18 protein-coding genes and 2 tRNA genes are annotated in these 19818 nt (G+C 68.5%); 14 read left to right on the forward strand and 6 right to left on the reverse strand.

Annotated features, from left to right (window positions below):
• Entirely contained in the window at positions 1-1230 is a 1230-nt protein-coding gene (locus tag EV193_RS29160; RefSeq protein ID WP_130348160.1) for a GNAT family N-acetyltransferase, read from the reverse strand.
• A 145-nt stretch (positions 1231-1375) separates the two neighbouring features.
• Between EV193_RS29160 and EV193_RS29165 the strand changes: the two genes are divergently transcribed.
• The 12 genes from EV193_RS29165 (at position 1376) to EV193_RS29220 (ending at position 12046) form a co-directional block, all read left to right on the forward strand.
• On the forward strand, positions 1376-1906 hold the full coding sequence (locus EV193_RS29165; protein ID WP_130348161.1) for a GNAT family N-acetyltransferase: 531 nt from the start codon (positions 1376-1378) through the stop codon (positions 1904-1906).
• 37 nt (positions 1907-1943) lie between these two features.
• Positions 1944-2014: transfer RNA gene (locus EV193_RS29170), tRNA-Gly, on the forward strand.
• Between the two features lies 1 nt (position 2015).
• Positions 2016-2089 (forward strand) — tRNA-Pro (locus EV193_RS29175).
• Between the two features lie 1187 nt (positions 2090-3276).
• Positions 3277-3480, forward strand: a complete 204-nt coding sequence (locus EV193_RS29180; RefSeq protein ID WP_130348162.1) for a DUF397 domain-containing protein — start codon at positions 3277-3279, stop codon at positions 3478-3480.
• A gap of 140 nt (positions 3481-3620) precedes the next feature.
• A complete protein-coding gene (locus EV193_RS29185; protein WP_130348163.1) occupies positions 3621-4481 on the forward strand; it encodes a Scr1 family TA system antitoxin-like transcriptional regulator in 861 nt (286 codons plus the stop codon).
• Between the two features lie 99 nt (positions 4482-4580).
• The gene (locus tag EV193_RS29190) at positions 4581-5489 is read left to right on the forward strand and encodes an SAM-dependent methyltransferase (RefSeq protein ID WP_130348164.1); all 909 of its coding nucleotides are present in this window, start codon (positions 4581-4583) and stop codon (positions 5487-5489) included.
• Between the two features lie 608 nt (positions 5490-6097).
• On the forward strand, positions 6098-6868 hold the full coding sequence (locus EV193_RS29195; RefSeq protein ID WP_130348165.1) for a carbonic anhydrase family protein: 771 nt from the start codon (positions 6098-6100) through the stop codon (positions 6866-6868).
• A 113-nt stretch (positions 6869-6981) separates the two neighbouring features.
• Positions 6982-8373, forward strand: a complete 1392-nt coding sequence (gene tig, locus EV193_RS29200; RefSeq protein ID WP_130348166.1) for a trigger factor — start codon at positions 6982-6984, stop codon at positions 8371-8373.
• 202 nt (positions 8374-8575) lie between these two features.
• A complete protein-coding gene (locus tag EV193_RS29205) occupies positions 8576-9157 on the forward strand; it encodes an ATP-dependent Clp protease proteolytic subunit (RefSeq protein WP_130348273.1) in 582 nt (193 codons plus the stop codon).
• Between the two features lie 27 nt (positions 9158-9184).
• On the forward strand, positions 9185-9811 hold the full coding sequence (locus tag EV193_RS29210) for an ATP-dependent Clp protease proteolytic subunit (RefSeq protein WP_130348167.1): 627 nt from the start codon (positions 9185-9187) through the stop codon (positions 9809-9811).
• A gap of 263 nt (positions 9812-10074) precedes the next feature.
• Positions 10075-11370 (forward strand): ATP-dependent Clp protease ATP-binding subunit ClpX, encoded by a 1296-nt coding sequence (clpX, locus tag EV193_RS29215; protein WP_130348168.1) that lies wholly within the window; start codon positions 10075-10077, stop codon positions 11368-11370.
• Positions 11371-11374: 4 nt separating this feature from the next.
• Entirely contained in the window at positions 11375-12046 is a 672-nt protein-coding gene (locus EV193_RS29220; RefSeq protein WP_242613758.1) for an RBBP9/YdeN family alpha/beta hydrolase, read from the forward strand.
• A gap of 27 nt (positions 12047-12073) precedes the next feature.
• Here EV193_RS29220 and EV193_RS29225 read toward each other — a convergent pair whose 3' ends face one another.
• From EV193_RS29225 to EV193_RS29240, 4 genes are all read right to left on the reverse strand, one after another.
• Positions 12074-12970, reverse strand: coding sequence for an alpha/beta hydrolase (locus tag EV193_RS29225; RefSeq protein WP_130348169.1), 897 nt, complete (start codon positions 12968-12970; stop codon positions 12074-12076).
• Positions 12971-13057: 87 nt separating this feature from the next.
• Positions 13058-14248: a CaiB/BaiF CoA transferase family protein gene (locus EV193_RS29230; RefSeq protein WP_130348170.1), complete on the reverse strand. Its 1191-nt coding sequence runs from the start codon at positions 14246-14248 to the stop codon at positions 13058-13060.
• On the reverse strand, positions 14245-15075 hold the full coding sequence (gene fdhD / locus EV193_RS29235) for a formate dehydrogenase accessory sulfurtransferase FdhD (RefSeq protein WP_130348171.1): 831 nt from the start codon (positions 15073-15075) through the stop codon (positions 14245-14247). Before fdhD ends, EV193_RS29230 begins: the two co-directional genes overlap by 4 nt.
• Positions 15076-15120: 45 nt before the next feature.
• Positions 15121-16074 carry a M64 family metallopeptidase gene (locus tag EV193_RS29240; RefSeq protein WP_207222857.1) on the reverse strand — a complete coding sequence of 318 codons (954 nt, stop codon included), beginning with the start codon at positions 16072-16074 and terminating at the stop codon, positions 15121-15123.
• A 93-nt stretch (positions 16075-16167) separates the two neighbouring features.
• Here EV193_RS29240 and EV193_RS29245 point away from each other — a divergent pair, with 93 nt between their 5' ends.
• Both EV193_RS29245 and EV193_RS29250 read left to right on the forward strand, forming a co-directional pair.
• Positions 16168-16947 carry an SDR family NAD(P)-dependent oxidoreductase gene (locus EV193_RS29245; RefSeq protein ID WP_130348172.1) on the forward strand — a complete coding sequence of 260 codons (780 nt, stop codon included), beginning with the start codon at positions 16168-16170 and terminating at the stop codon, positions 16945-16947.
• A 109-nt stretch (positions 16948-17056) separates the two neighbouring features.
• Entirely contained in the window at positions 17057-17398 is a 342-nt protein-coding gene (locus EV193_RS29250; protein ID WP_130348173.1) for a hypothetical protein, read from the forward strand.
• 106 nt (positions 17399-17504) lie between these two features.
• Here EV193_RS29250 and EV193_RS29255 read toward each other — a convergent pair whose 3' ends face one another.
• Positions 17505-19808 (reverse strand): FdhF/YdeP family oxidoreductase, encoded by a 2304-nt coding sequence (locus EV193_RS29255; RefSeq protein WP_130348174.1) that lies wholly within the window; start codon positions 19806-19808, stop codon positions 17505-17507.
• Positions 19809-19818: the final 10 nt, after the last annotated feature.

Genomic DNA, 19818 nt, shown 5'->3' on the forward strand with positions numbered 1-19818 from the left:
TCAGAAGATCTCGGGACAGTTGGGCGTCTCGTCGGTCAGGAACGCCGTGGACACCCGCGCCAGCGCGCCCGGCGTCAGCTCGCGGATCCGGCCGGCCGCCGCCAGCGTGGTGAGCCGGGTGCCGCCGAGGTAGATCGCGCCGAGATCGGTGATGTCCAGCGCCAGATCCGCCGCGGCCTCGGTGCGCGATACGCGCACGTCCCCGTCGTTCTCCCCGCCATTCGCGGTGAACCGCCAGCGGCCCGCGTTCCACGGGCACCCCGCGTCGGACACCTCCAGCACCGCGTCCACCGGCGTGGCGTACCGGCGCGCGGACAGCGCCCGATCCACGTCGACCACCCTGATCCACAACCCGTCGGAATGCCGCCGGCGCGCGGTGCGCGGGTTGCTCAGCATGTGTACCAGCGGCTCGTCCGGCCCGGCGGCGTAGGTCAGCTCGCCGATCAGGTCGTGGTCGAGCAGGAATCGCCACAGCGCCGCGTACGCGGTCGGCGTGGTGGCCAGAAAGTGTTGCACCGTAAGGGATCCCTTGGGGCCGACGTCGCCCCAGTCGCCCTTCACCCGGTAGACCGCGCAGCCCTGCGGGTGCACCGCGAACCGGTACTTCGAGCTGCCCTCCCTGCGGTGCTCGCCGTCGTCGAGCACGTAGGTCCACGCCGCGTCGTCGCGCGACAGGTACCCGACCCGGGTCGGCGCCACCTTGTCGTACAGCTCGCGCAGGAACGGCAGCGCGTGCTCCCGGTCCTGCTCGCGCACGCGGTCCTCGCCGAGGTCCACGCCCGGCCGGAACTCGCTGCGCGCGGCGATCGTGATGTCGGCGTAGTAGGTGGCCAGGCCGTAGCCGAACCGGCCGTAGATGGCCGCCTCGGACGCCCACAGCCCCGCGATGGGCTCGCCACCCCGCTCGTGCAGCTCGCGCAGCTGCGCGTCCATGACCATGCGGAGGATGCCGCGCCGCCGGTGGCTCTGCGACACGGCGACCGAGGTCACCGCCGCGAACGGAACCTGCCCGACGCCGGGCAGCGTGATCGCCTTGCTCATGATCGCGCCGGTGCCGGCCAGCTCGTCGCCGTCGAACACGCCGTGCGTGCGTTCCGGTTCGTACAGGGCGCGGACCAGCTCCCGGTCGCCGTGCGGCGGGTCGACCAGGAAGGCGCGCTGGATCAGCGTGTCGACGGCGGTGAAGTCGTCATCGGTGAGACTGCGCAGACGCAGTGTGGAATCGGCCACAGTGGAGTGATACGCGCAATGCGGGCGAACCGCCAGCCAATTACGTCACTCGTCGTGGCGAGACGACCGCCCATCGCGCAGGGGTTGGAGCCGGCAACGCTACGAAAGTATGGTGTCGCTATAGGTGGCCACTGTGGCGGGGTGGATGTTGAGGGTAGACGCGCTCCTACTTGTCCGTGAGGCGACGGTCGACGACGCCGATCGGGTCAGCGACGTGCATGCCGAGGCGATGCGGGTCGCCTACCGCGACCTGTTCGAACCCTGGTTCCTCGAGAAGTTGGTGGCCGAGCGGCGAGCCTTATGGCCGCGGCTCATGGCGTCCGAGGAATTCGAGCCGTCCAGCGTGCTGATCGCCGAACGAGGCGACCGGCTCGCCGGATTCATCCATTTCGGGCCGTACGCCGGCAAGAACGGTGACGGCGAGATCTACACCTGCTACACGCATCCGGAGCTGTGGCGCATCGGAGTGGGCTCGACACTGGTCAACAACGCCTGGGAGATCCTCGTCGAGGACGGCTACCCGAAGGTGCGGCTGTGGACCCTGGCCGGAGCCAACCGATCCCGGCGCTTCTACACCAGCAAGGGGTTCGTCGCCACGGGTCAGACCAGGGAACGAGACTTCGGCGACGGGCGGCCGGTGCTCCAAGTGGAATACCTGCGAACCTGCCGACCGTGATTCGCTACGCTGTGCCTTGCGCCGGTCGCCGGCGTGTGCGGGCGTAGCTCAATGGTAGAGCCCCAGTCTTCCAAACTGGCTACGCGGGTTCGATTCCCGTCGCCCGCTCCGGGGTGTGGCGCAGCTTGGTAGCGCACTCGCTTTGGGAGCGAGGGGCCGCAGGTTCAAATCCTGTCACCCCGACGAGCGACGAGCCCTGCCCGCGGAAAGCGCGGGCAGGGCTCGTCTCATTACTCCCGGGGGGGCCGAGCCCCCCGGACCCCCACGTTCCTCCCGGGTCAGCTTCCAGCGGGGTGCGCCCTACTCGGGCGCGGGCGCCCTCGTGGGCACATTTCTTACGCCGCATGCCGCCGGCTGATCAGTCGTCGTGCGAATCGCAGACGGCTGCGGTGGGATGGCTCGGCGTCGTCCTCGGCGGTCGGAGGTGTGTCCTCGTCCGGATGTCCAGCCGCCGGTTGGCGCGGCCCGGCCGGCTCGCCCCAAGCCTGGAGCACCAACCGCTGTCGGCGAGGACCTGGACGGTCAGCCGGCTCGTGCGTCGGGAAAGTCGTGGCAGCCATGAGTTGTCTCGCTCCTTCGCGGTTGTCCGAGCGACTGGACCGGGGTGGCCGCCCCAGCCCCAGTCGCGCTGCCCCGCCCATAGGCGCGCTGGACCGCTATTGCCTGGGGGCGGGGTGACGAAGTCTTTTCCGGATGTACACCGCGACCTGCTCCACCCGTTGGGCTGACATTCCGGGTGGTTCGGCTGGATTAATCGCAACCGTTCTGGCTATAGTCTTCATGCGAGCCCTTCGTGAATCGCATCATCGGGTGGCTTCAGCGAGCCGGCTCCCTGTTACAGCAGGGAGCCGGGCCATTCCCAGGGCTGCTTCTCATGTGGTGCGGTCAAATGCCCCAAAGAGTGGCGCCGTCGGCTCATTCCCAGTTTGCACATGAGTGATCGTGAGCGTCAGACCGGCCCACCCTATGCGCCAAACGGCCGCAAATCTACGTCGAACGGTCGAAGATCACCGGCCGAACGAGGTGCCGTTATCGGGAATGGGAATAATCGCGCGACGTCATCCCATTCGTTAGGCGCATTACTCCGTTCCGGGGCCTGACAGCGCTGCCAAAATCAACGGAGCGCGAGGCCATCTGCCTGCCTGTGGAGCGAAAGGCGGCGAGACGTCATCCGGATGGCGGCAGTGCCCGACTAGTCACGACTGGTCCGAACGAGTGCTACCCGAGAGTATTTCCGATCTCATCAAATGGGACTGGACGTCATCTACCTCGACGAACTTCCACAACTGGCGGTCGATGCCCAACCACGCGAGAATATTCCTGACCGCGATTAATCGCGGTGCTGCTCACTCGGAGGAAGGATCTCGATCATGAGGGGCTCGTTGACTGCTAACGTGAAATCCGGGGCCGGCGCATGGATACGGTCGAGCTACTCCACGCCGAACAACAACTGCGTGGAGGTGCGGTTCGGAGGCGACGGCGTTGCCGTGCGTGATTCGAAGAGTGCGAGCCAGTCGATCCTGACGTTCGACGGCTGCCGGTGGCGAGACTTCGTCACGCACTCAGGTCGATAAACTCGGACGAGGTGTTGCCCTCCACCGCTGCCCTCGGCAGGGGGAGGTCGATGCGCCGAATGGGTGAACGGCTGGCGGCGTGCGACCGTTTCATCTACAACTCTCGGGGCAGATGACTCCTTCGAGTGAGGTGAAGGTCGGTGGCACGACGGGGCCACGCGCAGCGAGTGCCGCTGGGAGAGGCGCTTGCCGCGGCTCGCAACGCCGCGGGCCTCACGCAGGTCCAGGCGGCGAGCGTGTTGCGCTGCGGACAAGCCAAGATCAACAAGGTCGAAGCCGGCGCCAACACGATCAGCCAGCAGGACCTCGACCGGCTGCTGCGGTTCTACGACCCTCCTGCTGACATCTGCGACGAGATCCTGCTGCTGGCCGCGCAGGCGAGCGGGGGACCGTCGGCCGGCGTCTCCGCCAATCGCGACTACGTGAAGCTGCTCATGCTCGAGCGGACTGCGCGGGAGATTCTGGTCTTTCACACCGAGCGGCTGCCCAACATCCTCCAGTCCGAACAGTATCTGCTCACCCAGTATGAACGTGCGAAGGAACTGGACGACCCGAACTCGATCCTGCGGGCTCATCGAGAACGCGAACATATCTTTACGATGGAACGGCCGCCGAGATACCGCGCCGTTCTCAGTCCGTCATCGTTCTATCGCGTGCCGGGAGGGTGTGATGGGCGCCGCGCCAACTTGGTGATCGACCAGGCGCAGCATCTCGTGACCTTGGCCGCCAGGTACGCCCCGCACCTGACCATCCAGGTGCTGTGGTGGGGCGCTGACCTTCCCTTTGTCCCGCACGACCACACCGTCCTGCGGTTCGACGGAGAGCAAAAAGATCAGGTCTACGTGGAATACGGCGCCGGCGAGAGCAAGCTCTACAGCGGTGTGGAGAAGGTCGACGCACATGTCGGGTACTGGGAAGCGGTGCACACGGCCGCGTTGAGTCAGGAAGACAGCCAGAAGTTCCTGCTCGACCTCATCGACAGAGGTGGCATCGTGTGGTGATCGCCAGGTCGAGTAACAAGTTCCCAACAGGCCCGCACTTCGCACTGTTTGCCCGACACCAGGTTCGCTAGCATCAAAGAGATCATTCTGACACGCCGAATGCGGGAGGCGCGGCACACTGTGTCTGAACAGAATTCAGATCCGATTCCACCAGCGGGGATCGACTTGGAGCGCCCCAGCGCTGCTCGAATTTACGACTACCTCCTCGGTGGTACCGCCAACTGGGCGATAGATCGCAAATTTGGTGACGCTGTGGTGTCCAAGTTTCCTCTTGCGCGCGATTTGGCGCGCGCCAACCGCCAGTTTCTCAACCGAGCCGTGCGCTACTTGACGAAGCAAGGAGTCAAGCAGTTCCTGGACATCGGCGCCGGCGTGCCGACCGCCGGCAACACCCACCAAGTCGCGGACGAACTCTTGCGCGGGGCGGGCCAGGAGCCCGACGTTCGCGTGGTCTACGTGGACAACGAACCTGTCGCTGTCGCGCACGCCGATCTGCTCCTGAACGAAGAGGGAGACGCCACCCGCCACGCGGTGATCGAGGCCGACCTCCGGCGTCCCGACGATCTCTGGCAAGAGGTCCTGGACACGGAGATCTTCGACCTCGACGAGCCGATCGCGCTGCTCCTGATCGCCGTACTCCACTTCCAGCAGCCGGATACCGATGGAAACGACGTCGGGGAGGAGTCGGTGGCCCGACTCCGCGAGCTGCTGCCGACGGGGTCCTATCTCGCACTGTCCCACGCCACCGACGACGGAGTTCCGGACGAGCACCGCGTCAAACTGGCCGAACTCAAGGCGATGTACGCCGAGTCGGCCAGTAGCAGTCTCATCTTCCGTCCCCGGACCGCGGTCGCCAGCCTGCTCGGCGACTTTCAGCTCGTCGAACCAGGCTGGACATGGACTCCCGACTGGCGCCCCGAGGAAACCGGGCCACAAGCCCAACGGATCAGGTTCCCCACGCCGGCACACGCCGTGGTCTGGGCCGGCGTCGGGCAGAAGTTGCCGTAGCGCACATGTCAGCAGCTTGAATTCTGATGGCGATGCCCTTGGGAATCAATTCCCGAGGGCATCGCCATCAGTGGGTGTGACTATTTGGCGATCAGGGCGGTGACGGGAGTGCCGTCGGGTGCCGTGCCTTTTTGGTAACACATTGTGGGGGCCATGACGTGTTGAGGGCTGTCCCATGAGGCGCACTGGTGGCTGGAGTGCCCTTCCACGCCGCGACGCCCTGCGGGGTCGACGCCGTGGAACCGGGAGACACGAACATCGCCGCCGCGGCCGCGATCGCTATGAGGCCGGATACCAACGACAGTTTTCTTTTCCGAAGGGCCGGAGATAATTCTGTTAATGCGGTCGGAATACGCTCGATCGAGTGAACTGGGCGGTTGTCGACATCGGCGCGGGCGACGTGCGGCGCGCGTCTGCGGCGCGGTTAACAGCTGAACAGTATTAGCGTTCGGCGATATGTCCGCGGTTCGGGACGGCGGGCAGGGTCCCTGTGGAGGCGGTGGGATTTGGGCGATTTCTGTGTTTATGGGCGTTGATGGGGATTTGAATGGGGGGCTTTGTGGGGTATTTCACGTACCTGTTCTCGAGGGGCGTGGGATTGTTTTGACATGGGTAGGAAATCGTATCTGTTAGGTGTCGTGGCGGCGGTCGCGCTGGCTTGGGCCGGCTCGACGGCGGTGGGGGAAGCTGTTGGGGCGCAAGGGGATCGGGCGTCCGGGCGGCAGAGTCCCGTGGACGTTCGGGTGGCGGACGTGGTGCCCGCGGACCTTCCTCGGTTGAGGTTCGAGTATCCGGCATCGGTGAACGTTCAAATGCATTACGTGCGGGACGACGACGGTGAGCCGGACGGCTGTTTGGTGCGGGGCGAAGAGGAAACCGTGCGGGCGATCGTTCCGGCGGGCGCGGCGCGACTCGTGGTGGGGGACGAGACCTACGAATTGCAGCAGGTGCACTGGCACACCCCGGCCGAGCACAGGGTGAATGGGCACAGGTACCCGCTCGAGGAGCACTTTGTGCACAAGAGCGCGTCGGGCAAGCAGCTCGTGGTGGGTGTTCTGGTGGCGAACGAGCACGCGCACAACGATCAGGTGGGTCGGCTGTTCGCGGCCATGCCGCACGAGTGCCGGCCCGATCGCGGTGTCGGCAACGTGCACCTGCGCCAACTACTGCCGAGGGATCTGGCCGTGTCCTACCGGTACGACGGGTCCCTGACCACCTATCCCTACACCGAGGGCGTCTCGTGGATCATGCTCCGGCAGCCGCTCGCGGTCGGGCACCAGCAGATCGACCAGTTCGCCAGGACGTTCCCTCGGGGCAACGCGCGTGAGGTGCGGCCGCTCGGTGACCGGACGGTGCTGACCGAACGGCCTCCTCGGTAGACACGGCTGGTGAACCGGGCCGAGCGGGGGTCGCCTAGACTCGTGCAGTCTCCGGCGCCGAGTCGTGGCTTGCCGGGGCGAATCCACCGCATGGTCGTACCAAGGAGATCACGTTGAAGAGCACCGTCGAGCACCTGAGCCCCACGCGGGTCCGGATCAACGTCGAGGTGCCGTTCGACGAGCTCAAGCCGAACTTCGACCGCGCCTACCGCAAGCTCGCGCAGCAGATCCGCATCCCCGGCTTCCGGCCGGGCAAGGCGCCCGCCCGCGTGATCGAGTCCCGGATCGGCCGCGCTCCCATTCTCGACGAGGTCGTCAACGAGGCGATCCCCGCCAAGTACATGGAGGCGATCAACGCCGGCGAGGTGCGCACGCTCGGCCAGCCCGACATCGAGGTGACCAAGATCGAGGACGGTGACCACCTGGCGTTCACCGCCGAGGTCGACGTCCGCCCGGAGATCACCGTCCCCGCCTACGACGAGCTTTCCGTCGCCGTGGACGACGTCGAGGTCACCGACGACGAGGTCACCGAGCAGCTCGACGAGCTCCGCGCCCGGTTCGGCACCCTCGCGGGCGCCGACCGACCGGCCGAGAACGGCGACTTCGTGTCCATCGACCTGTCCGCCACCGTGGACGGCGAGGAGGTCGAGGACGCGAAGACCTCCGGCTTGTCCTACGAGGTCGGCTCCGGCGAGCTGATCGAGGGCATCGACGACGCGATCATCGGCCTCGAGGCCGAGGGCAGCACGACCTTCACCACCAAGCTGGTCGCCGGTGAGCACGCCGGCAAGGAGGCCGAGGTCACGGTCACCGTCCAGTCGGTCAAGGTGCGCGAGCTGCCCGAGCCGGACGACGAGTTCGCCCAGCTCGCCAGCGAGTTCGACACCATCGACGAGGTCAAGACCGACCTGCGCGAGCGGCTCGGCCGGGTCAAGCGCATGCAGCAGGGCGTGCAGGCCCGCGACAAGGTCCTCGACGCGCTGCTGGACACCATCGAGGTGCCGCTGCCGGAGAAGGTCGTCGACTCCGAGATCGAGGTCCGCAAGCACGACGCGGTGCACGCCTTCGACCACGACGAGTCGAAGTTCGCCGAGTTCCTCGAGACGCAGGGCAAGACCAGCGAGGAGTTCGACGCCGAGCTGCGCGCCGACGCCGAGAAGGCGGTCAAGACCCAGCTCGTGCTCGACTCGATCGCCGACTCGGAGAAGGTCGGCGTCGACGACAACGAGCTCACCGAGCGCATCATGTACCAGGCGCAGCGCTTCGGCGTGAGCCCGGACGAGTACGTGCAGCGGGCCCAGCAGTCCGGCCAGCTCGGCGCGATCTTCGCCGACGTTCGCCGGGGCAAGGCGCTGGCCGTCGTGGTGCGTCAGGCCAAGGTCACCGACGAGGCCGGCGAGAGCCTGGACCTGAGCGACCTGTTCGGCGCGCCGGAGGGCGAGAACGCGGCGGAGGACACCGCCGAAACAGTCGAGGCGGAGCAGCCGGAGCCCGCCACGAAGTGACCCGGACCACTAATCGGGCCGGGTAGTGACGCTCTGAGCGAACGCGGGCGGTGTCGGGAAGTCGACGCCGCCCGCCTTCGTTAGGGTCGATTACGAGATCAGCGCGAGCGGCTCGATCAGATCGACAGTCGCTCGAACGAACTGGCAGCGCGAACAAATTGGCAGAAGGCAGGCAGACGTGACGCAGCACCCCTCACCCCTGATGCGGACGGCGACCGCGGGGCTCAACCTGAACGACTCGGTCTACGAGCGGCTGCTTCGTGAGCGGATCGTCTTCCTCGGGTCCGAGGTGGACGACGACATCGCCAACCGGATCACCGCGCAGCTGTTGCTGCTCGCCGCGGAGGACCCGGAGAAGGACATCACCTTCTACATCAACTCGCCCGGCGGCTCGGTGACCGCCGGCATGGCGATCTACGACACCATGGAGCTGATCGAGCCCGACGTGGCGACCTGGGCGATGGGCATGGCCGCCTCGATGGGCCAGTTCCTGTTGTCCTCCGGCACGCCGGGCAAGCGGTACGCGCTCGGCCACGCGCGGATCATGATGCACCAGCCCTCCGGTGGCGTCGCCGGCACCGCGTCGGACATCGCCATCCGCGCCGAGGTGCTGTCGAAGTGGAAGCTGGAGATGGCGGAGCTGACCGCCGACCAGACCGGGCAGACCGTCGAGCGGATCACCGCCGACGCCGACCGCGACCGGTGGTTCACGGCCGAGGAGGCCAAGGAATACGGCTTCGTGGACCACGTCGTGTCGCGCGCCAACCAGACGCCGGGCAACTGACGGCCGGTCGAATCGAGGAGTGTCGAAGTGAGTGACCTTTCCCCGCACGCCCGATACGTGCTGCCGTCCTTCGTGGAGCGCACGAGCTACGGCGTCAAGGAGTCCAACCCCTACAACAAGCTGTTCGAAGAGCGGATCATCTTCGTCGGCGTGCAGATCGACGACGCGTCGGCCAACGACGTGATGGCGCAGCTGCTGTACCTGGAGTCGGTCGACCCCGACCGCGACATCATCATGTACATCAACTCGCCGGGCGGCTCGTTCACCTCGCTGATGGCGATCTACGACACCATGCAGTTCGCCCGCCCCGACGTGCAGACCTACTGCCTCGGGCAGGCCGCGTCCGCCGCCGCGGTGCTGTTGGCGGCCGGCACGCCGGGCAAGCGGTACGCGCTGCCCAACGCCCGCGTGCTGATCCACCAGCCGGCCATGGAGGGCGTGTACGGCCAGGTGTCCGACCTGGAGATCCAGGCCAACGAGATCCAGCGGGTGCGGCGCCTGATGGAGTCGACGCTGGCCAGGCACACCCTGAAGTCGGCGGACGAGATCCGCAAGGACATCGAGCGGGACAAGATCCTCACCGCCGACGAGGCCAAGGAGTACGGCATCGTGGACGAGGTGCTCCCGTACCGGAAGCTGTCCGCCGCGCAGTGACGTACGGTCACGAATAGGTGACGTGTCGGCCCGCCACGGTTACGCGGGCCGACACGCGGGTGCCGACACGCGCGAATCTGACGACTCGCGGGCACGGCGACCGGCGAATCGGGCAGTATTCGGGCACCATCGGGTCGAAGGTTCTCCCGCTTGCCGGGGTGAGCCAGGTACCGTCGAGGGCAGCGTGTGGGACTCAACCCACGAAACTCGGTGAACCAGGCGTACCGAGGGTGGTACGTCGGAGGGGACAGAGGTCAGCGGTCATGGCACGTATCGGCGACGGCGGAGACCTGCTCAAGTGCTCCTTCTGCGGGAAGAGCCAGAAGCAGGTGAAGAAGCTCATCGCCGGCCCCGGCGTGTACATCTGCGACGAGTGCATCGACCTGTGCAACGAGATCATCGAGGAAGAGCTGGCCGAGGCGGGTGACGTCAAGCTCGACGAGCTGCCCAAGCCGGCCGAGATCCACGACTTCCTCGACCAGTACGTGATCGGCCAGGACGAGGCCAAGAAGGGCCTCGCCGTCGCGGTGTACAACCACTACAAGCGCATCCAGGCGGGCGATCGCACCCGTCCGGACGGGCGCGACGCGCGCGGGGACGAGCCGGTCGAGCTGGCCAAGTCCAACATCCTCATGCTCGGGCCGACCGGCTGCGGCAAGACCTACCTCGCCCAGACGCTGGCCAAGCTCCTCAACGTCCCGTTCGCGATCGCCGACGCCACCGCGCTCACCGAGGCCGGCTACGTGGGCGAGGACGTCGAGAACATTCTGCTCAAGCTGATCCAGGCGGCCGACTACGACGTCAAGCGCGCCGAGACCGGCATCATCTACATCGACGAGGTCGACAAGATCGCCCGCAAGTCGGAGAACCCGTCGATCACCCGCGACGTGTCCGGCGAGGGCGTGCAGCAGGCACTGTTGAAGATCCTGGAGGGCACCACGGCGAGTGTGCCCCCGCAGGGCGGCCGCAAGCACCCGCACCAGGAGTTCATCCAGATCGACACGACGAACGTGCTGTTCATCGTGGCCGGCGCGTTCGCCGGTCTGGAGAAGATCATCCAGGACCGGGTCGGCAAGCGCAGCCTCGGTTTCGGCGCGGAGATCCGGACGAAGAAGGAGATCAACGAGACCGACTTCTTCTCCGACACGATGCCCGAGGATCTGATCAAGTTCGGGCTGATCCCGGAGTTCATCGGCCGTCTGCCGGTGGTTGCCAGCGTGACCCACCTGGACAAGCCCTCGCTGGTGCAGATCCTGACCGAGCCGCGCAACGCGCTGGTCAAGCAGTACCAGAAGCTGTTCGACATGGACGGCGTGGAGTTGGAGTTCACCGCTACCGCGATGGAGGCGGTCGCCGATCAGGCGATCCTGCGCGGCACCGGCGCTCGCGGCCTGCGCGCGATCATGGAGGAGGTGCTGCAGCCGATCATGTACGACATCCCGAGCCGCACCGACGTCGCCAAGGTCGTGATCACCGAGCAGACCGTCCGGGAGAACGTCAACCCGACCATCGTGTCGCGCCAGCCGTCCCGGCGCGAGCGCCGGGAGAAGTCGGCCTGACCCTGTGGGCTCACCTGGGGGCCTGCCGTACGTGCTGATGGTGCACGGTTGGACGGGTCTACTCGACGGGCGCATCGCTGGGGACTGGCAGAACCTCTTGGCCGGCGAGCTGGCCCACCAGGGCGCCGGTGTGGACCTGCCCCGGTTCAGCGACCCGGACGCGCCCCGGCTGGACGTGTGGCTGGCGGAGCTGCGCGAGCACCTGGACGCGGCGCCCACCGGCGTGGAGCGGGTCGTGATGGCCCACTCGCTGGGCGCGCTGCTGTGGCTGCACCACGCGGCTGGCGAGTTCGACCCTCGGCTGAAGGTGGACCGCGTGCTGCTGGCCTCGCCGCCCGCACCGCGATGGCGCGACGAGGAGGTCGCGAGCTTCCAGCCGACCCCGCTCGACGCGGCCGGTGTGCGCCGGGCCGCGAGTGTCACCCGGATGGTGGTCGGCGACGACGACCGGTACGGCACGGTCGCGGACGCCACGAACACGGCGCGGCGGCTGGACGTGGAGCTGGACGTGATCCCCGGCGGCGGGCACCTCGATCCGAAAGCCGGCTACGGCCGCTGGCCGTCCGCGCGAGACTGGGTACTCGACCCCACCGTGCGCCTTGGCCCGCGAGTCCCGCGCCCTGCACCGGTGAGTCCCGCGTTCACGCAGCACGAGCGCGGGACTCGGGGTGTCTGAGCGCGGGACTCGCGACTTCTAGCGCTGTCAGCCGGCCGCGCCGCTGCCCAGCTTGCGGCCGAGGAAGCGCACCATGTCCGGCAGGATCCGCCGGTAGAACCCGTCGTTGTGACCGCCGGGGCCGAGGAACGCGACCTCGGGGCGCGCCTGCCGGACGAACTTCCGCACGCCCTCGACGAACGGGTCCTCGGTGCCGCACCAGAGCCCGACCGGTACCCGGCCCAGCTCCTTCACGTGCCGCAGCGGGTCCAGTTCGGCCCACTGCCACATGTCCTGGAACGCCTTGCGGCTGCGCATCTCCTGCCACGACGTGATCAGCGCGGGCGCGATCGTGGCCACCGCACGTGCCGGGTTGCCACGCTCCTGGCGCCGGCGGGCGTACAGCAGCGCGCCGAACCCGCCCATCGACACCCCGGCGCAGGCGAACGGCGTGCCGGTGGCGGCGTCACCGAGCCCTCTGGCGCGCAGCCACCCCGGCACCTCGTCCAGCAGCATTCTCATCGGGTCGTCGTGCCAGTAGCTGTTGCCGCCGCCGTCGACGGTGACGAACGCGAACGGGGGGACCGAGCCGCGTGCGACGGCCGACATCAGCTCGTCGCGCAGGCCCGGTGGCACGGCGCGCCGGGCGCTGCCGAACCGGCCGTGCAGGAACAGGCAGACCGGAAGCGGGCCGGGCGGCCGGTGCGCGGGCAGCAGCGTCACGATCTCGACCTCGCGGCGGCGTGACGGTGAGTAGACCCGGTCGACGGTCGTGAGCGCGGGCGGGTGCGGTACGGGTGACGCGGCCGGTGCCGGCCGCACGTCCGGCGGTGTGGACGAGCCGGCCACGACGGCGGCCCCCGCGCCGGCCAGCCCTGTGACACTGGCGATCAACAGCGGGCGCCGACCGATTCGGCGCCCGCCGTGATCGTCCCGCGGACCCATGGTCCCTCCTGTACCCCCGGCCCTCCCAGGCCGATCTACACCTGTTTCGACGCTCCCGTTCCCGATTCGGTTGCCGAACAATCGACACTAAATGACCGAACGCTCCCTGAGCAGGTCGATTTCCCTGGTCGTGTACCCGAGCCAGCCGAGTACGACGTCAGTGTGCGCGCCGAGCCCCGGGACCGTTCCCGCCGTCCAGCTCCACGCGTCGGCGTCCACCGGCGGGCGCAGCATCGGCACCGCCCCACCGGGCACCGGTACCTCGACCGGCCGCGACCGGGCGGTGAGCTGCGGATGGTCCACCAGTTCGGCGACTCCCCGGGTACGCGCGGCCGGCACGTCGGCGGCGTCCAGCTTGGCCAGCAGCTCGTCCGCGCCGAGGTCCTCGAAGCACCGCAGCAGCTCGGCGTGCAGCTCCTCGCGGTGCCGCACCCGGTCGGGCACGGTGGCGAACCGTGGATCGTCGGCCAGCTCCGGCAGGCCCAGCACCGCGTCGCACAGCCGCCGCCACTGCTGCTCGTTCTGCACCGCCAGGTGCACCGCCCCGCCGTCACCGCACCGGAACGGCCCGTACGGCGCGATCGTCGGGTGGTGCGCGCCGTGCCTCGGCGGTGGCGCGGCCGTGCCGAGCGCGTACAGCAGTGGCTGGTGCATCCACTCGGCCAGCGCCTCCATCAGGCTCAGCCGCAGGGTGGCACCCTCGCCGGTGCGTTCGCGGTGCAGCAGCGCGGCGAGCACGGCCGCGTGCAATTGCACCCCGGCCGCGATGTCGGCCACGGAGATCCCGGCGCGAGCCGTCATGTCACCGTCCCCGGTCGCCTCGACCAGCCCCACCTCGGACTGCACCAGCGCGTCGAAGGCCTTCCGCCCGTCGTAGGGCCCGCCTTCGCCGTACGCGGACAGCTCCGCGACGATCAGCTCGCTTCGCTTGTGCCGCAAGGAATCCGGGTCCAGCGACAGGCGGCGCGCGGCGTCCGGGGAGAGGTTGCACATGACCACGTCGGCCCGCTCGACCAGACGCGCGACGACCGAGGCGCCGTCCGGGTGCTTGAGGTCGAGGGTGATCGACTCCTTGCCCACGTTGGTCCACGCGAAGTAGCTGGACACCGTGCCGCAGGTGCTGTCGTAGTGCCGCGCGAAGTCCCCGCCGCTGTCACCGTCACCGCGCCGTTCCACCTTGATCACGCGGGCGCCGAGGTCGGCGAGCAGCCGGGTGGCGTAGGGCACCGCGACCGCCTGCTCGAGGCTGAGCACCACCGTGCCGTCCAGTGGCCTCACGCGTACTCCACCACGCGGTTCTGTCCACTGTAGACATTCATGGAGTCGCCGCGCAGGAATCCGATCAGCGTCATGCCCTGCTCGTCGGCGAGGTCGGCGGCCAGCGACGACGGCGCGGAAACCGCCGCCAGTACGGGAATTCCGGCCATCGCGGCCTTCTGCACCAGCTCGAACGACGCGCGCCCGGACACCAGCAGCACGGTTCCGGTCAGCGGCACCTGCCCGGCCAGCAGCGCCGCGCCGATCACCTTGTCCACCGCGTTGTGCCGGCCGATGTCCTCGCGCACCACCAGCGGCTCGCCGTCCACGGCGAACAGTCCGGCGGCGTGCAGCCCACCGGTGCTGGCGAAGACCTTCTGCTCCTCGCGCAGCAGCGCGGGCAGCCGGCCGAGGGTGGCGGCGGTGATCACGCACGGGTCGGCGGCGGGGGAGAAGCGGGTGCGCAGCCGGACCGCGTCCAGCGCCGCCTTGCCGCACACACCGCACGACGAGGTGGTGTAGAAGTTGCGCTCCACACCGGGATCGGGGTCCGGCACATCGGGCGCGAGCGCGACGTCGAGCACGTTGTAGGTGTTGCGGCCCTCCGCGTCCAGCGAGTCGCAGTAGCGGGCGGTGCGCACGTCCTCGCGCGAGCCGATCACGCCCTCGGTGAGCAGGAACCCGTGGGTCAGCTCGACGTCGTTGCCCGGCGTGCGCATGGTGACCGCCAGCGGCCGGCTGTTCACCCGGATCTCCAGCGGCTCCTCGGCGGCCAGCGCGTCCGGCCGCCGGTTCGCTCCGCTCGGGGACAGCCGCAGTACCGGCCGCCGCGTGGTCACCCGTCCCATCGCGCACACCTCACGCCTGTCAGCGTACGGCGTCGCGCGCGAGAGCTAGCGCGTCTTGTTCTTGATCGCCGCGCGCATCACATCCAGCCCGACCAGGTTGAACGGCCGGCCGAGCGAGCGCATCAGCGAGTTCTCGGTCGGCCGGTACACGCCGTGCTTGTGGTAGTAGGCGCCCTCGTAGGTTCCGATCTTCCCGCCGTCCGGGGAGTCCTTGCCGAGGTAGGTGTGCCACTTGGCCTCGCGGTCGGCCATCGTGTCGGCGTCGTAGGTGGACACGTTGACCTCGCGCGGCTCCGGGCCGTCGTAGGTGTCGTTCGGGTAGTCGTACTCGTCGGCCAGGTCGCCGACCGAGTGGCCGAGCTCGTGCGGCACGATCTGGCCGGCCTGCTCGTTCCCGCCGGACGAGGTGGCGACCGTGCCGCCCGCGCCGCCGTACTTCGTGCTGTTGCCGAGGGCGACGACCTGGTCGACGTCGCGCGCGAGGTCGGCGAACTGCTGGGCCTTCGTCTCGTTGACGCACAACAGCCGTTCCGTGCCGCCGCACCAGAACCCCATGTCCAGTGCGGTGTCCTTGTCCACACCCTGCTGCGGATCGTTGTCCACGCCGGACTGCTTGGAGGTGACGTTGACCTGCCACACGTTGAACAGGTCCTTCAGCTCGCGGAACGGCTCGACCTGGATCAGCTCGTTCCACCGGTTGACCACGTGCTCGTGGTAGGTCGCGATCTGGTCGGCGGTGTATCCGTCGCCGACGAACACCAGATCGAATCGCTCGTCGGACGGGCCGGTCTCTTGGATGGGGATCACCTCGGCGACCACCGAGGCCGGGGGAGCCGCGGGTTGGTCGACAACGGGGACCGTGACTCGGCTGATGGATCCGTCCGGTGCGAACACCTCGCGGACCTGGGTCGGCTGTTCGGCGGTGGCCGGCATCGGGGCGACGAACAGGGCGAACAGGGCGGTAGCGGCGACTGTCGGGGCTAATAACCGTCTGAACATGAGACACCCTCCGGAATGGGGACCTGAATCGCATCGTGGCGGTGTGCTCGGCGTCCGGGTAGCGCCATAGGTCGGGTCTGCGAGGCTTGGCGAATGACGATGCCTACCCCTGCTCCACGTCGTGTTCTGGTCACCGGCGCCTCCGGAGGGATCGGCCGCGCGGTGGCCGCCGCCTTCGCCGCCGCCGGCGACCGGGTCGCCGTGCACTATGTGTCCAAAAAGGACAGTGCGGAGGAGACGCTCGCCGCGCTGTCCGGCGACGGCCACGTGCTCGTGTCGGGCGACATCGGCGCCCCCGACGCGGTGGCGGGATTCGTGGCCGAGGCGGCCGCCGGGCTCGGTGGGATCGACGTACTGGTGAACAACGCGGCCGTCGGCACGACCGCGGACAACGCGCACCGGCTCGGCGAAGTGTCCTATGTGGACTGGCAAGCGGTGTGGCGGCGGATGGTGGACGTGAACCTGGTGGGCGCGGCGAACGTGATCCACCAGGTGGCGGCCGTGATGATCGAGCAGGGTGCCGGCGGGCGGATCGTGAACATCGGTTCACGCGGCGCGTTCCGCGGTGAGCCTGATCACCCGGCCTACGGCGCCACCAAGGCCGGCCTGCACGCGCTGAGCCAGTCGGCGGCGGTTTCCCTTGCGCCGCACGGGATCGCGGTCGCCGCGGTCGCGCCGGGCTTCGTGGCGACCGGTCGCACGGCGGGCCGGTTGGACGGCGAGGAGGGCGAGCGGCTGCGTGCGCAGAGCCCGTTCGGCCGGGTCGGCACGGCCGAGGAGATCGCCGCGGCGGTGCGCTACCTCGCCTCCGACGAGGCGACCTGGGCGGCCGGTACGGTGCTCGACCTCAACGGTGCCTCCCACCTGCGGTGACGGCGTGATCACAGGAAACGTGTAGGGATTCTCACGTTTGTGGCGCGCGGCTGATTCGCGGAGCTAGGTTCACTCCGTTTTGCCTTTCAAGTCACATAGGAGTGACCGAATGAACGCTCGAAGGTCCTTGGCAGCACTGGGAATTCTCGCCGCCGCGACGCTGGCCCCCTCGGTCGCCGCCGCGCCGGCGCAGGCCGCCGTCTCGCCGGCCGCCGGTGCGCAGGCCCTGGCGTGCGACAAGAACATGCACGCCAAGGAGACCGTGATCATCCGCAACCGGGCGAGCGCCTCCGGTGCCGCGGTCGGCCAGCTCAACAAGGGCCAGGACGCGTGCGTGTCCAGCATCGTGCGCGGTAGCTGGTACAACGCGTGCGGCACTGCCGACTTCGAGTGGGCCAAGATCGGCACCGGCCGGTACGTCGCGGCCAGCTGCATGGTGCGCAACGGCTGACAAGTCGCGAGTCCCGCGCCCTGCACCGGTGAGTCCCGCGCTCCGCATGGTGCAGGGCGCGGGACTCACCGTGCTCCAGCGCGGGACTCGCGCAAACGGGTGACGGTCAGCCAGCGGGCTCCAGTCGCACGACGATCGATTTCGAGGTGGGCGTGCCGGACTTGTCGGCCGTGGAGTCCAGTGGCACCAACGAGTTCGCCTCGGGAAAGTACGCGGCGGCGCACCCGCGCGCGGTGGAGTAGGAGACCACCCGGAACTTGTCGGCCCGTCGCTCGGTCACACCGTCCACAGTGGACCATTCGCTGACCAGATCCACGAGTTGCCCGTCGGACAGGCCACGCTCGGCGATGTCGTCCGGGTGCACGAACACCACGCGCCGGCCGTCTGAGACGCCCCGGTAGCGGTCGTCCAGCCCGTAGATCGTGGTGTTGTACTGGTCGTGGCTGCGCAGCGTCTGTAGCAGCAGCCGACCCTCGGGCACCCGAGGATAGTCCAGCTCGGTGATCGCGAAGGTGGCCTTGCCCGACGCCGTTCCGGTGAACTCGCGGCGGTCGCGCGGCGGGTGCGGCAGCACGAACCCGTCCGGCTCGCGCACCCTCGCGTTGTAGTCGTCGCAGCCGGGGATCACCCGCGCGATACGCTCCCGTATGGTGTCATAGTTCGTCCGGAAAGCCTGCCACGGCACCGGATGCGCCTCGCCGAGCAGTGCCGTGCCGAGCCGGCACAGAATGTCCACTTCGGACAGAAGGTGCTCGCTCGCCGGTGCCAGCCGCCCGCGCGAGCGGTGCACCACCGACATCGAGTCCTCCACCGTCACGAACTGCTCGCCGGCGGGCTGCTCGTCGCGCTCGGTGCGGCCGAGTGTGGGCAGGATCAGCGCGGTGCGGCCGGGCACGACGTGCGAACGGTTCAGCTTGGTGGACACCTGCACGGTCAGCGCGCACGAGCGCAGCGCCCGCTCGGTCAGCTCGGTGTCCGGTGTGGCCGCGACGAAGTTGCCGCCCACGGCGAAGAACACCTTCCCCGCACCGTCGCGCATCGCCCTGATCGCGGCCACTGTGTCGTGCCCCGGCTCGCGCGGCACGCTGATCCCGAACTCACTGTCCAATGTGGACAGGAAAGACTCCGGCATCTTCTCGTAGATCCCCATCGTGCGGTCGCCCTGCACGTTGGAGTGGCCGCGCACCGGGCACAGGCCCGCACCCGGCTTGCCGATCATCCCGCGTAGCAGCCACACGTTGGCGATCTCGGCGATCGTGGCCACCGCGTGCTTGTGCTGCGTCAAACCCATGGCCCAGCAGGCGATCGCGGCCTTCGACTCGGCGATCATGCGTGCCACGCGCACGATCTGCTCGCGGTCGAGCCCGGTCGCGGCGTCCACCGCGTCCCAGTCCAGATCGTCCACAGTGGACTCGTACGCGGCGAAACCCGTTGCGCCGTCCACCAGCTCGCGGTCGACCACCGTGCCGGGCGCCGCCTTCTCCCAGGCCAGCAGCAGGTGCCCGATCGCCCGGAAGAAGGCCTGGTCGCCGCCCAGCCGGATCTGGCAGAACTCGTCGGCGAGCGCCGTGCCCTTGCCGAGGACGCCGCGCACCTTCTGCGGGTTCTTGAACCGCAGCAGCCCCGCCTCCGGCAGCGGGTTCACCGCGACGATCTTCGCGCCGGCGGCCTTGGCCTTCTCCAGCGCGGTGAGCATTCTCGGGTGGTTGGTGCCCGGGTTCTGCCCGACGACCAGAATCAGGTCCGCCAGCTCGAAGTCGGCAAGGCTGACCGAGCCCTTGCCGATGCCGATCGTCTCCACCAGCGCGGCGCCGGAGGACTCGTGGCACATGTTCGAGCAGTCCGGCAGGTTGTTGGTGCCGAACGAGCGGACGAGCAGCTGGTACACGAACGCGGCCTCGTTGCTGGTGCGGCCGGAGGTGTAGAAGATCGCCTCGTTCGGGCTCGCCAGCCCGCGCAGCTCGTCGGCGACCAGGGTGAACGCGTCGTCCCAGTCGATCGGCTCGTAGTGCGTGCCGCCGTCGCGCAGCACCATCGGGTGGGTGAGCCGGCCCTGCTGGCCGAGCCAGTAGTCGGTCTTGCCGGCGAGTTCGGTGATCGAGTGCTCGGCGAAGAACTCGGGTGTGACCCGCCGGCGAGTGGCCTCCTCGGCGACCGCCTTCGCGCCGTTCTCGCAGAACTCGACGTGCCCCCGATGCCCCCGAGGCTCGGGCCACGCGCAGCCGGGACAGTCGAACCCGTCGCGCTGGTTGAGCAGCCGCAGCGTGCGCACGGAGCGACCGACGCCCATCTGCTCGGCCGAGCGGGCGAGCGACACCGCCACGCCGGGGATGCCCGCCGCCCACTTCTTCGGCCGTTCGACGTCCAGCTCCGACTCGTCGATGTCGCGCTCAGGAGGCTTGCGGCTCATCCCTCCATAC

Origin of the sequence: Herbihabitans rhizosphaerae, from assembly GCF_004216555.1 — a bacterium.
GTDB classification, from domain to species: Bacteria; Actinomycetota; Actinomycetes; order Mycobacteriales; family Pseudonocardiaceae; genus Herbihabitans; species Herbihabitans rhizosphaerae.